Origin of the sequence: Paraburkholderia haematera (genome assembly GCF_905220975.1) — a bacterium.
Classification (GTDB): domain Bacteria; phylum Pseudomonadota; class Gammaproteobacteria; order Burkholderiales; family Burkholderiaceae; genus Paraburkholderia; species Paraburkholderia haematera.
The window spans coordinates 73,247-88,913 of sequence record NZ_CAJNBK010000015.1 but is presented as its reverse complement, the minus strand read 5'-3'; the positions used below and the strand labels follow the sequence as shown (position 1 = coordinate 88,913).

Below are 15,667 nucleotides of genomic sequence, written 5' to 3'. Positions count from 1 at the left end.
TCCGGTGAGGGTTTCTCGTAGTGAACAAGGCCGTCATGATCCCGCCCGGCTTAATCCGCCTGACGGGCCGCCGTCGTTGCGGCGCGGCTATACGGTTGCATTCGCGATTGCAACCGCGATTGCATCCGCGATTGCATCCGCATCAATTCGACGCCGTGATCGGTTCGACGCGACGCGGCGCATAGGTTTCCCAACCGCTGCAACCCGGGCACTGCCAGTAAAACAACCGCGCCCTGAAACCACAATTCTGGCACGTATACCGTGGCAGATTTTTGGTGCGCTGACGAATCAGCGTACGCATCAGTTCGAGCTCGCTGCGCCGCGGCTCTTCCGCGACGGCCTCCTGGGCTTCCAGAAGACGCGTCATGCCTGCGAGATTCGGCGACTTCTGCATCTGCGAGCGCGCCAGCGCATGCGCGGCGTCGGGCCCGCGTACCGCCGCAATGTGCTGGTAGGTCACGTCGAGCAGATCATTCGACGGATAGCTGTCTACCCACGTGATCAGCAGATCGGCGCCATCCTGCGGACGGCCGAGCGCCTCATAGGCCTTCATCAGCTTTTCCGCGACGAGCGGCAGATAGGCAGAGTTCTGTTCCTCGACGCGCCGCCAATGGACGATCGCTGCCTCGTGCGAACCTGCCGCCGAGTCGACGTCGCCGAACAGGATCGTGGCGCGTACATTGGTCGGGTTCGCCTTCAACGCAAAACCTAGCTGACGGCGTGCCTCATCGGCGTTTTTCTGCTGAAGCGCTTCCTGGGCAAGCTCGCAATGAAACTGCGCGATTTCCTTGTCGAGCGACTCGGCGCCCATTGTTTCCAGGTGGCGCGCGGTGTCGATCGACTTAACCCAGTCTTTCTCGATCTGGTAGATGGTCAGCAGCGCACGCTGCGCACCCAGCGCGTAATTGCCGGTTTCGAGCGAACGGAAAGTCTCCTCGGCGCGATCGAGCAAACCGGCCTTCAGAAAGTCCTGACCCAGTTCGTACAGCGCGTGATCGCGCTCGGTGACAGGCAGATCGGTGCGGCTCAGCAGGTTCTGATGCACGCGAATCGCGCGGTCTGTCTCACCGCGGCGGCGGAACAGATTGCCCAGCGCAAAGTGCAACTCAATCGTTTCCGGATCGAGCTTGACGACTTCGATAAACGCGTCGATTGCCTGGTCAGGCTGCTCATTGAGCAGGAAGTTCAGGCCACGGAAGTATGAACGCGGCAGGTTGGCGCTTTCGGACAGCAGCGCCTTGAGGTCGTAGCGTGCGGCCATCCAGCCGAACGCAAAAGCGACGGGTACGGCGAGCAGCCACCAGAAGTCTAGATCCATGCGATTAATGCAAATGTGCGGGACAGCGGAAACGGGAAGCCGCGCTTCAGAAGCGCGGCAGAAGACAACTTAGATCAGCGGCGGCATGGGCGGTTGTTCGACCACTACCGGAGCTTCGCGCGCCACACGCAACTCGCGCTTGAGCCGGCCATTCTCCATGCGCAGGCGCACCATGGCCGGCATCGACGACACCAGTCCGGCCAGCAGCCCCACCACGAAGAACGCGAGGCCGATCAGAATCAAAGGCGCCGACCACGCATAGCCAGCGAGGAAATTCAACGTAGCGGGTTGTGTGTTGGAGAGCGCGAGCACCAGCAGGAGCACGAACACCAGCACACGGATCAGCCAGACGATAAATTTCATGAATAGGTCTCTTGACGGCAGTTGCTGGGTGACGCCGGCTTGATGACGCGTCGCGCCACGGTGTAGCCCGCGCCGAAGTGACCCGTATTGTAATTGAAGCCCTCGCGGCTGGGCAGGAACTGGCTGATAGAGGACTTTCGCGCGGACTTACCTTACCGCAAGCGCGCGCCTTGACAGACGTATGCGATTTTGGGGCGCGCCGCGCTTTGGAACGCGCGGCCAGCAGCCCACAGACAAACTCATAACAAAAACGACGGGCGAAAAAAAAGCGCCCGAAGGCGCTTTTTCTGGTCTTTTGCCGTCTGGCTTTGGCCGCTGACGCTACCAATGCCATGCTGCGAACTACACAGCAAAGCATTTACAGGTCGTCGTCATCCGGCTCATCGGCCTTCAGCGGCTCGCCCGAACGTCGGTCTACCCGTTCGCGCAACTCCTTGCCCGGCTTGAAATGCGGCACATACTTCTCAGGTACCAGCACTTTTTCGCCCGACTTCGGATTACGCCCGACGCGGGAGGGACGACGATTAAGGCCGAAGCTGCCGAAGCCGCGAATTTCGATGCGATGACCGTTGGCAAGCGCCTCCGACATCGCATCAAGCATCGTCTTCACCGCGAAATCCGCATCTTTAAGTACAAGCTGCGGAAATCGCGTAGCCAGCTGGGCGACCAATTCCGATTTGGTCATACTGCAGCAGACCTCTCTAGAAAACGCCGAGCTTACTGATTCTGACCGTCGAGCTTGGCCTTCAGCAGCGCGCCGAGGTTCGTCGTGCCGGTAGCAGCCGAGCTCGAATCCGACGAAGCCAGGCCGCGGATCGCTTCCTGTTGCTCAGCCGAATCCTTGGCCTTGACCGACAGGTTGATGCCACGCGACTTGCGATCGATGTTGATGATCATCGCGTTGACCTTGTCGCCTTCCTTCAGCACGTTGCGAGCATCTTCCACGCGGTCTTGTGCGATTTCCGAAGCGCGCAGGTAGCCTTCGACTTCAGCCGACAACGTAACCACTGCACCCTTCGCATCTACCGTCTTGACCACGCCGTCGACGATCGAACCCTTGTCGTTCATTGCAACGAAGTTGCTGAACGGGTCGCCTTCGAGCTGCTTGATACCCAGCGAAATGCGTTCCTTCTCGACGTCGATGCCGAGAACGATCGCTTCCACTTCGTCGCCCTTCTTGTACTTGCGAACGGCTTCTTCGCCCGTTTCGCTCCACGACAGGTCCGACAGGTGAACCAGACCGTCGATGCCGCCCGGCAGACCGATGAAGACGCCGAAGTCGGTGATCGACTTGATTGCGCCTTGCAGCTTGTCGCCCTTCTTGAAGTTGCGGCTGAAGTCGTCCCACGGGTTCGGCTTGCATTGCTTCATGCCGAGGCTGATACGGCGGCGGTCTTCGTCGATTTCGAGAACCATGACTTCGACTTCGTCGCCCAGCTGCACAACCTTCGACGGTGCAACGTTCTTGTTCGTCCAGTCCATTTCCGACACGTGAACCAGGCCTTCGATGCCCGATTCCACTTCGACGAATGCGCCGTAGTCGGTGATGTTGGTGACCTTACCGAACAGGCGCGTGCCCGACGGGTAACGGCGCGAGATGCCTTCCCACGGATCGTCGCCCAGTTGCTTGATACCCAGCGAAACGCGGTTCTTCTCTTGATCGAACTTGAGGATCTTCGCGGTAACTTCCTGGCCAACCGACAGAACTTCGCTCGGGTGACGCACACGACGCCATGCGATGTCGGTGATGTGCAGCAGGCCGTCGATACCGCCGAGGTCCACGAACGCGCCGTAATCGGTGATGTTCTTCACCACGCCTTCCACGATCGCGCCTTCCTTCAGCGTTTCGAGCAGCTTTGCGCGCTCTTCGCCTTGGGTCGCTTCGATCACGGCACGGCGCGACAGCACGACGTTGTTACGCTTGCGGTCGAGCTTGATGACGCGGAATTCCAGCGTCTTGCCTTCGTACGGGGTCGTGTCCTTAACCGGACGCGTGTCAACCAGCGAACCCGGCAGGAATGCGCGGATGCCGTTGACCATGACGGTCATGCCGCCCTTGACCTTACCCGTGATCGTGCCGGTCACGAGTTCGTTGTTGTCGAGAGCCTTTTCCAGCGACAGCCACGAAGCCAGACGCTTCGCCTTGTCGCGCGACAGGATCGTGTCGCCATAGCCGTTTTCCAGCGCGTCGATCGCGACGGAAACGAAGTCGCCCGCCTGCACTTCTACCTCGCCCGCGTCGTTCAGGAACTCTTCGAGCGGGATGTAGGCTTCGGACTTGAGACCAGCGTTGACGACCACGAAGTTGTGGTCAACACGCACGACTTCGGCGGAGATCACCTCGCCAGCGCGCATGTCTTGCTTGGTCAGCGACTCTTCGAACAGAGCCGCAAAAGATTCGGTATTCGGGTTGGAAGTTTGCAGGTCGGACATAAAAATCAAAATTTGCATGGTTCTCGCGGTGCCCGGCTGGCCGGACGGTCAGCAACTACGGCAAGAATGCGAATGCCACGCGGGGTTAAGGGGTTTAAACACGCTCCACGACACATGCCGCGGAGCACCTACTGACAACGCTACTTCTACTGCGCCCGCTACTCAAAGCGCTGCTCAAAGACTAAGCAAACATCAAGCATGCGGGACCCATTCTTCATACCACTGCACCACCTGTTCGACCGCCTGGTCGATGGACAATGCGGAGGTATCAAGAAGCTTTGCATCCGCTGCAGGCTTGAGCGGCGCGGCCGCGCGCTGACTGTCACGCTCGTCGCGCTCACGCAGATCACGGAGCAAGTCATCTATATTAGCAGAAAATCCTTTTTGGATCAATTGCTTATGCCGGCGCGCCGCGCGAGCCTCGACACTGGCGGTCATGAACACCTTCAGCACGGCGTCCTGGAAGATCACGGTGCCCATATCGCGGCCGTCGGCAACCAGCCCCGGTTCCTTACGGAAAGCCCGCTGACGGGCCACCAGCGCGGTTCGCACCGGCGCGTGCACGGCAATCGCCGAGGCCCGGCTGCCGACTTCCTCGGCCCGAATGTCGGCCGACACATCGGCGCCGTCGAGCTGCGCCAGCCCCTCGCGAAAGGTGATGTGCAGATCGTCGATCAGTTTTACGAGCGCGTCGACGTCATCCGCCACGATGCTGTAGCGCATGCTGGCGAGCGCCGCCAGCCGGTACAGCGCACCGCTATCCAGCAAATGGAAGCCGAGATTCGCGGCAACCAGCGCGGCCACGGTGCCTTTGCCCGAGGCGCTGGGGCCGTCGATCGTAATGACGGGCGTTTGGTGAAAGGGACGGATCGGTTTCATCGAAAAAGTCGCACGTCAGTCGATTCGGGAGCGAATCAGGGTTGAGCGAGCGCGGTGAAGCGCTCGAAATAATCGGGGAATGTCTTACCGACGCACTTGGGGTCGTTGATCCGGATCGGCACGCCGGCGAGGCTCACGAGCGAGAAGCACATTGCCATGCGGTGATCGTCATAGGTGTCGATCGCGGCGTTCGGAATCAGCTTTTCAGGCGGTGTGACGACGAGGAAATCCTCGCCTTCCTGCACCTTCGCGCCGACCTTGCGCAGTTCGGTGGCCATGGCGGCGATCCGGTCGGTTTCCTTCACGCGCCAACTGGCAATATTGCGCAGCGTGGTCGTGCCGTCCGCGAACAGCGCAGCGACGGCGATCGTCATGGCGGCATCCGGAATCAGGTTGAAGTCCATGTCGATCGGATCGAGCTTGCCGTTGTCGTTGCCGACACCGCGCACTTCAATCCAGTCGTCGCCCATCTGCAGGTTCGCGCCCATCTTGATGAGCGCATCGGCAAAGCCGACGTCGCCCTGGATGCTGGCTCGGCCCACGCCTTCCACCCGCAATGGGCCGCCGCCGAGCGCGCCGGCCGCGAGGAAATACGACGCCGACGACGCATCGCCTTCCACCATGATGGTGCCCGGCGATTGATAGCGCTGCCCCGCCGGCACGACGAAACGGTGCCACTCATGGCGCTCGACCTTGATGCCGAAGCGCTCCATCAGCTTGATCGTGATCTCGATGTACGGCTTCGAAATCAGTTCGCCGTCCACCTGCACGGTCGTCACGCCACTTTCCGTGCGCAACAGCGGCAAGGTCATCAGCAGCGAAGTCAGGAACTGGCTCGACACGTCGCCACGCACGAGGATCGGTGCGTCAGCCATGATTTGCGCCGGGCGAATCCGCAGCGGCGGATAGCCTTCATTCTCTTCGTAGTCGATCTTCGCGCCAATCTGCCGCAAGCCGTCGACCAGATCGCCGATCGGCCGCTCGTGCATGCGGGGCACGCCGTGAATACGATAGTCGCCGCCATTCACCGCGAGCGCCGCCGTTAGCGGACGCACCGCCGTGCCGGCATTGCCGAGGAACAGATCGGCTGTGCGCGCGGTGAACGCACCGCGCGTACCGGTCACAACACAGGTGTCGCCCTCGCGTTTCAGACGCACGCCGAGTTTTTCGAGCGCGTCGAGCATCACGCGGGTGTCGTCGGAGTCGAGCAGATTCGTGATCGTAGTTTCGCCTTCGGCGAGCGCCGCAAGCAATAGCACACGATTCGAAATGCTCTTCGAACCGGGCAAACGAACCGTGCCGGACGCACGAGAAAAGGGTCCGAGATCGAGGAATTCCATGATTGAGTCCAGTTCCGGTTATTTCGAGGCGTCGCCGAGGGCCGCCCCTGCAGTGCGCTGTTCCTGCCATTCGCTGCGCGCGACCCGCGAGCGCGCGAACACGGCTTCGAGCGCGGCGCCGTCGCCCGCTTCGATCGCCGCGCGCAGGCGTGCAAGCACCGCCGTGTACGCATCGAGTTCGTCGAGCAACGCGGCGCGATTCGCCACGCACACGTCGCGCCACATTTCCGGACTCGACGCGGCGATGCGCGTAAAGTCGCGGAAACCGCCGGCGGCAAATGAGAATTTCAGCGCGGCGTCGGGCGAACTGAGAATCTGCTCGACTAGCGCGAAAGACAAAACGTGGGGCAAATGGCTGACCGAGGCCAGCACGCGGTCATGCTGCTCCGGCGTCATGTCCCGCACGCAAGCGCCGGTAGCGCGCCACATCGCGGCAATGCGCTCGACCGCCTCCGGTGCATTCTCCGGCAACGGGCACAGCACGACGTTGCGATTCACGTACAGATCGGGCAACGCCGCATCCGGGCCGCTGGCCTCACGGCCGGCAATCGGATGCCCCGGCACGAATTGGCCGATGCGCGCGCCGAGCGCCGCGCGTGCGGACGCCACCACGTCGGACTTGGTGCTGCCGGCATCGGTGACGATCGTGCCTGCGTCGAGAAACGGCGCAATGCGCTCGAGCAGCGGTTGGGTCTGCGCAACTGGCGCGGCAAGCAACACGATATCCGCGCCGGACAGCGCAGCACGCAACGCGGCTTCGTCGTTCAATGCGGCGGATCCGTCGATCAGGCCCAACTCCAGCGCGCGCGCTGTGGACGCGGACGAACGCCCGACACCGATCACCGCGCGCACGCCTGTCACCTCACTCCGCTCGCCACGTTCACGCAACGCGCGCGAGAGCGATCCGCCGATCAGGCCGACACCGAAAATCACCAATTTGTTAAAAGAGAACGCGGCCACGTCGGTCACAGAAAAAGCGCGCCTTCCGTCAAGTGAGGCGCGCGGGTCAAAGTCAACCGCTTACGCGGTGGCGAGCGTCTTTTCGAGCGCCGCGAGGAACGCTTCGTTTTCTTCCGGCAGGCCGATCGTGATGCGCAGCCATTGAGGCAAACCGTAGTTGCCGACCGGGCGAACGATCACGCCCTGCTTCAGCAACGCGAGGTTGACGCGGTTGCCGGCTGTGTCGTCGTTTCCGACGCGCACCAGCACGAAGTTGCCGTCCGAAGGCACATACTCGAGGCCGAGTTTATCGAACGCTTCGGTCAGACGGCGATAGCCTTGCGCGTTCAGCGCCGCGCTCTTTTCCAGAAACGCCTTGTCGTTCAGCGCGGCAATCGCCGCGGCTTGTGCGAGCGTGTTCACGTTGAACGGCTGACGCAGACGGTTCAGCAGATCGGTCAATTCAGGCTGCGCGATGGCGAAGCCGACACGCAAACCCGCGAGGCCAAACGCCTTCGAGAACGTGCGCGACACCAGCAGATTCGGATAACGGCGCACCCATGCGATCGAGTCGTAGCGCTTTTCTTCCGGCAGATATTCCGTGTACGCCTCGTCGAGCACGACGACCACGTGACGCGGCACCTTGTCGAGAAACGCTTCGAGCCTGGCGCCTTCGATGAACGTGCCGGTCGGGTTGTTCGGGTTTGCGACGAAAATCAGCCGGGTGTCGTCAGTGATCGCGGCGAGCATCGCATCGAGGTCGTGGCCGTACCTGACAGCCGGCACGACGACCGCACGCGCGCCCACGCCTTGCGTGGCGAGCGCGTAGACCGCGAACGAGTATTGGGCGTAGACGATCGACTGACCCTTCTCCACCAGCGCATGCGCGGCAATTTCGAGAATGTCGTTGCTGCCGTTGCCGAGCGTGACCCAATCGGCCGGCACGCCGTAACGCTCGCTCAGCGCCGTCTTCAGTTCGAATGCGTTCGCGTCCGGATAGCGGCCGAGTTCGCTGGCGGCTTGCGCCATGGCGCGCTGCGCCGATTCCGGCATGCCGAGCGGATTTTCATTCGACGCGAGCTTCACGATGGTCGCTTCGTCGAGGCCAAACTCGCGGGCCACTTCCGAAATCGGCTTACCGGCGATGTAAGGCGCGATCGCGCGCACATAGGAAGGACCGAAGGACGTTGTCATGAAAATCTCCGAACGACTAATTAGTAGTAGATGAATTCGCGACAGGCACGCTCGAGCTACATGAGCGTGCCTCGACAGACATTAGCGGGCGCGCGGATACGAGCCGAGTATCTTCAGGAACGCGGCCTTCTGGCCGAGTTCGGTCAGCGCGGCGGCGACCGCCGGCTCGTCGCGATGGCCTTCGACGTCGACATAGAAGTAGTACTCCCACGTGCCGACGCGCGCCGGCCGCGACTCGAAACGGGTCATGGATACGCTATGGCGCGCCAACGGCTCCAGCAACTTGAACAGCGCACCCGGCTCGTTCGCCACCGAAATGATCAACGACGTCTGGTCGTACCCGCTAACGCCGGTGCGCTCCTTGCCGATCATCACGAAACGCGTGCGGTTGTGCGGATCGTCCTGGATCAGGGCGTACGCGACTTGCAGTCCGTAGTGCGTGGCGGCGCGATCGCCGGCGATGGCTGCGACGGTTGGATCTTCCGCCGCCATGCGCGCAGCTTCTGCATTGCTCGACACCGCCTGCCGCTCGAGATGCGGCGCATTTGTCGCGAGCCAGCGCTGGCACTGGGCGAGCGCCTGCGCATGCGCGCACACCCGCGTCACGCCGGTGAGACCGCCGTTCAGCGTCAGGAGATTGTGGTGAATCGGCAACGCCAGTTCGCCACCGATCGTGAGCTGGGTTTGCAGCAGCAGATCGAGCGTGCGCGACACGGCGCCTTCGGTCGAATTCTCGACCGGCACAACGCCGAATTCGGCTGCGCCGGCTTCGACCGAGCGAAATACTTCGTCGATCGATGGGCAGGGCAGACCTTCGATCGACTGACCGAAGTACTCGTGCATGGCCTGTTCGCTATACGTGCCGACCGGGCCGAGATACGCGGCTTTGATGGTCTTTTCGAGCGCACGGCTCGCGGCCATGATCTCGCGCCAGATCGCGCTGATATGCTCACCGGCCAGCGGGCCGTCGCTCATATCCTGCAGGCGCGCGATCACCTGCTGTTCGCGCTCCGGGCGGAACACCGGCGCGTTGAAATGCTTCTTCACCTCGCCCACTTCGAGCGCCACGGCGGCGCGCTGATTGAGGAGCGCGATCAGCTGCGCGTCGATCGCGTCGATGCGTTCGCGAAGGGGCTTGAGTCGGGTATTGAGTTCGTCGTCCATGCGTGAAAACGGCCCTGCCGGTAGCTGCTACACAAATGCGTGCTGGAAAGGATGCGCGTGCCTGAATATCGAAGACGATCAGGCGCTGCGCTGCTCGAATTCCTTCATGTATTCGACAAGCGCTTTGACGCCTTCGAGCGGGACGGCGTTATAAATCGACGCCCGCATGCCGCCGACGGACTTGTGGCCCTTTAGCTGCACCATTCCCCGCGCTTTCGCGCCGGCCAGGAAATCTTCGTTGCGCGACTCGTCGGCGAGGAAAAACGGTACGTTCATCCGCGAGCGCGAGCCACGCTCGACCTTGTTCCGATAGAAGCTGCTCGAATCGATCGCGTCATACAACAGCTTCGATTTTTCGAGGTTACGCGCTTCCATCTCGACCAGGCCACCCTGCTTCTTCAACCACTTGAACACCAGCCCCGCGATGTAAATCGCATACGTGGGCGGCGTGTTGTACATCGAATTATTCTCGGCGACGGTTTTCCATTCGAACGCCGACGGGCAGATCGACTGAGCACGGCCCAGCATGTCTTCGCGCACGATCACGACCGTCACGCCCGCCATGCCGATGTTCTTCTGCGCGCCACCGAACAGCACGCCGTATTTGGCGATATCCATCGGGCGCGACAGGATGTGCGACGACGCGTCCGCCACCAACGGAATATCGCCGAGGTCGGGAATCTCGAACGTCTCGACGCCGTGAATGGTCTCATTGGTGCAAAGATGCACGTACGCCGGATCGTCCGACAGTTGCCATTCCGAGCGTGCCGGCGCGCGCGTGAAACCTTCGGCCGTCTGACCGCTCGCCGCCAGATGCACCGTGCCGTACTTTTGCGCTTCCTTGAACGACTTCTGCGACCACGAACCCGTCACAACGAAGTCCGCGCGCGCTTTCGCACCCATCAGGTTCATCGGCACAATCGCGTTTTCGCCCAGCCCGCCGCCCTGTAGAAACAGGATGCGATGGCTGGCGGGCACCTCGAGCAACTCGCGCAGATCGACGAGCGCTTCCTCGTGGATCGCCATGAATTCTTTACCGCGATGGCTCATCTCCATCACGCTCATGCCGCTGCCCTGCCAATTGAGCATCTCCTCGGCTGCCTGACGCAGCACTTCTTCGGGCATGGCAGCCGGGCCGGCGGAGAAATTAAAGACGCGCATCGTGAGATCCTGGAAGCTGGCGCGAAAAACGAGCAGATCGCGCAAAAATCGGCGAAGTTAGCAACCGCGAAGGCGGCCGCTGCTACGGCAGCCGCAGCAATAGCAGCCATTGCAAAGTTAGCGCCGCGAACTCGACAACGTGAAGTTGACGACGCACGTTTGACAACAATTTCGCGCCCAAAAAGAAAATGGCCGTCTGCGCGTGTGCGCAAACGGCCATTATCGCATTGTCATCGCCTACCCGCCAAACCCGGCATGCCGAATGGCTTGCCAAGATCCGGCTAGCGCGATGTCAGCGCAGCCTTTCGACCTCTGGACTGAACCGCTGGCTTACTTAGCCGGCTTGACCGAAGCGACTTCCTTGTCAGCCTGGTCACGCGTTGCCTTGATCGATTGCGGCATGTACTTCTGCATCAAGCCATTCACGACGTCGCGGCCAACCTGGTCTTGCACCTGGATGAACTTGCGGCCGGTCGGGCTCTTGTAGAACGCTGTCAGATCCTTGATTTCCGACGTGCTGTAGTACTTCGCGTAAGCGTCGTACTGAGCTTGCATTGCGTCTTGACGGAAGGAATCCGTTGCGAACACCTGGCCTGCGCCGTCAACCAGCTTCGGCACGGCGTTCTTTTGCAGCGCCGGGACGGAAGCCTGCTTCTGCTTGTCCGTCATCGTTTTGTTTTCGCTCAGGGCGTCCGACAGGATAGCCGGGACCAGTTGCTTGGCTTGCATTTGCGCGCTGTTGCCGATTGCGCCGACCAGCTTCTGTGCGTCGATTGCGTCCAGCAGGTCCTTGATTGCAGCCTGCTTGGCCGGATCAACCGGTGCAGCGGCAGCAGCCGGAGCCGCCGGTGCCGAGCTCTGCAGAGCTTGAGCCATAGCGAAGGTCGGCACGAGAGCAGCCAGCAACATCAGTTGTTTGAATCGTTTTTGCATCATCACTCCCTAAGAGAAATTAACTTGAACTGCAAGCTGCGCGGGATGCGTATCTGTCCGACACCGGCCCGACACGCCATTGTTCCCTGCGCAGCTTTCAACCAATAACTGAGACTGAAAACCGTCGACGCGGATCAGGCCGCACCACCCTCTTCACCGCCGTTGTCGCCTTCGGCAGGACCTTCGGTGTCGCCTTCCACATCACCCTCTGCTTCCGCCTCAGCAACCTGTTGCAGACCTGAAAGCTTGGTCCCTTCGTCAAGGCTGATGAGTGTAACACCTTGGGTTGCGCGCCCCATTTCTCGAATTTCCGATACACGCGTACGAATCAGGACGCCCGTATCGGTGATCAGCATGATCTGCGCTTCCTGATCCACCAGCGTGGCGGCGACGACCTTGCCGTTACGCTCCGACGTCTGGATCGCAATCATCCCCTTCGTACCGCGCCCGTGACGGGTGTACTCGGTGATCGGCGTGCGCTTGCCATAGCCGTTTTCGGTTGCGGTAAGCACCGACTGCTGCTCGTCGCCGGCCACCAGCAGCGCAATCACGCTCTGGCTGTCTTCGAGCTGCATGCCGCGTACACCACGCGCCTCGCGGCCCATCGGACGGACATCGTTCTCGTCGAAACGCACTGCCTTGCCTGAATCCGAGAACAGCATCACGTCATGCTGGCCGTCCGTGATGGCCGCGCCGATCAGGTAGTCGCCGTCATCCAGACCGACCGCAATAATACCCTTGCGCAATGGCCGGCTGAAGGCTTCCAGCGGCGTCTTCTTTACCGTTCCTAACGCGGTGGCCATGAACACGAATTTATCTGCCGTGAACTCCTTGACCGGCAGCACGACCGTGATCTTTTCGCCGTCCTGCAACGGGAACATATTGACGATCGGACGGCCGCGCGAGTTCCGCGACCCCTGCGGCACTTCATAAACCTTGACCCAGTAGACCCGGCCGCGATTCGAGAAGCACAGGATGTGGTCGTGCGTGTTGGCGATAAAAAGCGTGTCGATCCAGTCGTCTTCCTTCATGGAAGTCGCCTGTTTGCCGCGACCACCACGCTTCTGGGCGCGATATTCGGACAACGGCTGGGACTTCACATACCCGGCGTGCGACATGGTCACGACCATCTCTTGCGGCGTGATCAGGTCTTCGGTGTTCAGTTCGGTTGCGTTCAGCTCGATCTTCGAGCGGCGCGCGTCGCCGAATTCGGCCTTGATCGACGTCAGTTCGTCGACGATGATCGCCGTAATGCGTTCCGGGCGAGCCAGAATGTCCAGCAGGTCGGCGATTTGCGCCATCACTTCGCGGTACTCGCCGATGATCTTGTCCTGCTCCAGACCCGTCAGGCGCTGCAGACGCATCTGCAAGATTTCCTGAGCCTGGGTGTCGGACAAGCGGTAGAGGCCGTCGGTCTGCATACCGAAGGACGGGTTCAAACCGTCAGGGCGATAAGCCTCACGACCACCGGCCGACGCATTTTCCGTCTCGGCGCGCGACAACATTTCGCGCACCAGCGACGAATCCCACGGACGCGCCATCAATTCCTGCTTCGCGATCGGCGGAGTCGGTGCGGCCTTGATGAGCGCGATAAACTCGTCGATGTTGGCCAGCGCAACCGCCAGACCTTCGAGCACGTGGCCACGTTCACGGGCTTTGCGCAGTTCGTATACAGTGCGCCGCGTCAGCACTTCCCGGCGATGCGACAGGAAGCACGCCAGCATTTCCTTCAGGTTCAGCAGCTTCGGCTGGCCGTCGACCAGCGCGACCATGTTCATGCCGAAGGTGTCCTGAAGCTGGGTCGCCTTGTACAGATTGTTGAGCACGACTTCCGGCACTTCACCGCGCTTCAGCTCGATCACGACGCGCATACCGCTCTTGTCGGATTCGTCGCGGATGTCGGAGATGCCCTCGAGCTTCTTCTCGTTGACCAGTTCGGCGATGCGCTCCAGCAGTGAGCGCTTGTTCACCTGGTACGGCAATTCGTCGACGATGATCGACATGCGCTGACCGCGGTCGATTTCCTCGAAGTGCGTAAGCGCGCGCATCACCACGCGGCCGCGGCCGGTGCGATAACCGTCGCGCACGCCGGCCACGCCGTAGATGATGCCGGCGGTCGGGAAATCAGGCGCCGGAATGATCTCGATCAGTTCGTCGATCGTGGCTTCCGGGTTTTTCAGCAGGTGCTGACATGCGTCGACAACCTCATTGAGGTTGTGCGGCGGGATGTTGGTCGCCATGCCGACCGCAATACCGGACGAGCCATTGATCAGCAGATTGGGAATACGCGCCGGCAGGATGGCCGGCTCGTTTTCGCTGCCGTCGTAGTTCGGCGTGAAGTCGACCGTTTCCTTGTCGATGTCGGCCAGCAGCTCGTGGCCGATCTTCGCCATGCGGATTTCGGTGTACCGCATTGCCGCGGCGTTGTCGCCGTCGACCGAACCGAAGTTGCCCTGACCGTCCACCAGCATGTAGCGCAGCGAGAAATGCTGCGCCATCCGGACGATGGTGTCGTAAACAGCCGTGTCGCCGTGCGGGTGATATTTACCGATAACGTCGCCGACAATACGCGCCGACTTCTTGTAAGCCCGGTTCCAGTCGTTGTTCAGTTCGTGCATCGCGTACAGCACGCGCCGGTGTACCGGCTTCAGGCCATCGCGAACATCGGGAAGCGCACGCCCCACGATCACGCTCATCGCGTAATCGAGATACGAACGGCGCATTTCCTCCTCTAGGGAGATTGGCAGAGTCTCTTTGGCGAATTGATCCATTATCCGTATCTTTTACGTGCCAAGGCGACGGCGTGAAGCTCGCTTGAAGCCCAACTCGCCGCGCCTTCGCGTAAGCATTGCAGGCGCAACGCATCACGCGATTCTAACATGTCGCGCATCCGCCCCCGACTGGGGTACGTATACCTATTAGCAGGCGAACGGAAACGGCGCCTGGACGCCCCATTATCGAATCGGGGGCAGGCTCGATTCGTGCATGCGCCAATCCGCCGCTCAGCCATGACTGGCGGTGCGTACAGCGAATTGCTTCTGTTGCGCATGCACCACAATTGGAGGGCGATTTGATCGGGGGCAGATTTTTTTATCGTGGGAAGGGAACGATATGGCAAAATGCCAACGCACAAAGAGTTAGACACTGCTCGAAGTCTACACAGCACGTTTTTTGTTCTACACCGATGTTATACTTCGAGCAATGTATGACTTGTCTTCGTCAACAGGCTCGCAGTAAACCTGCGGTAATCTCAATTTCGAGAGGAGAAATATGAATAAACTTTCAAAGCTCGCGTTCATTGCAGCTACCGCAGTTATGGCTGCATCCGCCATGGCGCAATCGGTGCCGGCGTCGCGACAAGCTACGAACGACAACTGGGTGAATGGTACCGGCGAATACGTGTGGATGAACGGCACGAACGAGCTTTGCTGGCGCGATGCATTCTGGACGCCGGCAACGGCCAACGCTAAGTGCGATGGCGCCCTGGTTGCCCAGGCTCCGACCCCGCCGGCTCCGGTCGCACCTGCACCGGCTATTACGAGCCAAAAGATTACGTATCAAGCTGACGCTCTGTTCGACTTCGACAAGGCTATCCTGAAGCCGGCTGGCAAGGAAAAGCTGGACGATCTGGCATCGAAGGTCGGTTCGCTGAACCTGGAAGTCATCGTCGCAACGGGTTACACGGACCGTATCGGTTCGGACAAGTACAACGACCGTCTGTCGCTGCGCCGTGCTCAAGCTGTGAAGTCGTACCTCGTCAGCAAGGGCATCGAATCCAACCGTATCTATACGGAAGGCAAGGGCAAGCGCAACCCGGTCACGACCGGTTGCAACCAGAAGAACCACAAGCAACTCGTCGCCTGCCTCGCACCGGATCGTCGCGTGGAAGTCGAAGTTGTCGGTACTTCGAAGCAGTAAGCTACAAATTACCGCAGTATCAAAG

The 15,667-nt window shown here is 60.8% G+C and carries 13 protein-coding genes; 1 reads left to right on the top strand and 12 read right to left on the bottom strand.

The features are described 5' to 3' along the window. Positions 1–142: 142 nt before the first annotated feature. From lapB to gyrA, 12 genes are all read right to left on the bottom strand, one after another. Positions 143–1,318: a lipopolysaccharide assembly protein LapB gene (gene lapB, locus KHO23_RS23205; protein ID WP_211613566.1), complete on the bottom strand. Its 1,176-nt coding sequence runs from the start codon at positions 1,316–1,318 to the stop codon at positions 143–145. Positions 1,319–1,387: 69 nt separating this feature from the next. Then, the gene (locus KHO23_RS23200) at positions 1,388–1,681 is read right to left on the bottom strand and encodes a LapA family protein (protein ID WP_074282569.1); all 294 of its coding nucleotides are present in this window, start codon (positions 1,679–1,681) and stop codon (positions 1,388–1,390) included. 358 nt (positions 1,682–2,039) lie between these two features. Beyond that, complete coding sequence (locus KHO23_RS23195; RefSeq protein ID WP_028200079.1) at positions 2,040–2,366, bottom strand: integration host factor subunit beta; 327 nt, start codon at positions 2,364–2,366, stop codon at positions 2,040–2,042. A gap of 32 nt (positions 2,367–2,398) precedes the next feature. After that, a complete protein-coding gene (gene rpsA, locus KHO23_RS23190) occupies positions 2,399–4,132 on the bottom strand; it encodes a 30S ribosomal protein S1 (RefSeq protein ID WP_063496917.1) in 1,734 nt (577 codons plus the stop codon). A 174-nt stretch (positions 4,133–4,306) separates the two neighbouring features. Next, positions 4,307–4,993 (bottom strand): (d)CMP kinase, encoded by a 687-nt coding sequence (gene cmk, locus KHO23_RS23185; RefSeq protein WP_211613565.1) that lies wholly within the window; start codon positions 4,991–4,993, stop codon positions 4,307–4,309. 35 nt (positions 4,994–5,028) lie between these two features. After that, a complete protein-coding gene (gene aroA / locus KHO23_RS23180) occupies positions 5,029–6,333 on the bottom strand; it encodes a 3-phosphoshikimate 1-carboxyvinyltransferase (RefSeq protein ID WP_211613564.1) in 1,305 nt (434 codons plus the stop codon). A gap of 18 nt (positions 6,334–6,351) precedes the next feature. Further along, positions 6,352–7,302 carry a prephenate dehydrogenase gene (locus tag KHO23_RS23175; RefSeq protein WP_211613563.1) on the bottom strand — a complete coding sequence of 317 codons (951 nt, stop codon included), beginning with the start codon at positions 7,300–7,302 and terminating at the stop codon, positions 6,352–6,354. A 51-nt stretch (positions 7,303–7,353) separates the two neighbouring features. Beyond that, positions 7,354–8,466 carry a histidinol-phosphate transaminase gene (gene hisC / locus KHO23_RS23170; RefSeq protein ID WP_211613562.1) on the bottom strand — a complete coding sequence of 371 codons (1,113 nt, stop codon included), beginning with the start codon at positions 8,464–8,466 and terminating at the stop codon, positions 7,354–7,356. 81 nt (positions 8,467–8,547) lie between these two features. Beyond that, positions 8,548–9,630, bottom strand: a complete 1,083-nt coding sequence (gene pheA, locus KHO23_RS23165; protein ID WP_211613561.1) for a prephenate dehydratase — start codon at positions 9,628–9,630, stop codon at positions 8,548–8,550. Positions 9,631–9,708: 78 nt separating this feature from the next. Continuing rightward, complete coding sequence (gene serC / locus KHO23_RS23160) at positions 9,709–10,791, bottom strand: 3-phosphoserine/phosphohydroxythreonine transaminase (RefSeq protein ID WP_211613560.1); 1,083 nt, start codon at positions 10,789–10,791, stop codon at positions 9,709–9,711. Positions 10,792–11,121: 330 nt separating this feature from the next. Then, a complete protein-coding gene (locus KHO23_RS23155) occupies positions 11,122–11,724 on the bottom strand; it encodes a DUF2059 domain-containing protein (protein WP_172176206.1) in 603 nt (200 codons plus the stop codon). Between the two features lie 134 nt (positions 11,725–11,858). Then, on the bottom strand, positions 11,859–14,495 hold the full coding sequence (gene gyrA / locus KHO23_RS23150) for a DNA gyrase subunit A (RefSeq protein ID WP_211613559.1): 2,637 nt from the start codon (positions 14,493–14,495) through the stop codon (positions 11,859–11,861). A 499-nt stretch (positions 14,496–14,994) separates the two neighbouring features. Between gyrA and ompA the strand changes: the two genes are divergently transcribed. Further along, on the top strand, positions 14,995–15,642 hold the full coding sequence (ompA, locus tag KHO23_RS23145) for an outer membrane protein OmpA (protein ID WP_054037229.1): 648 nt from the start codon (positions 14,995–14,997) through the stop codon (positions 15,640–15,642). Positions 15,643–15,667 lie beyond the last annotated feature (25 nt).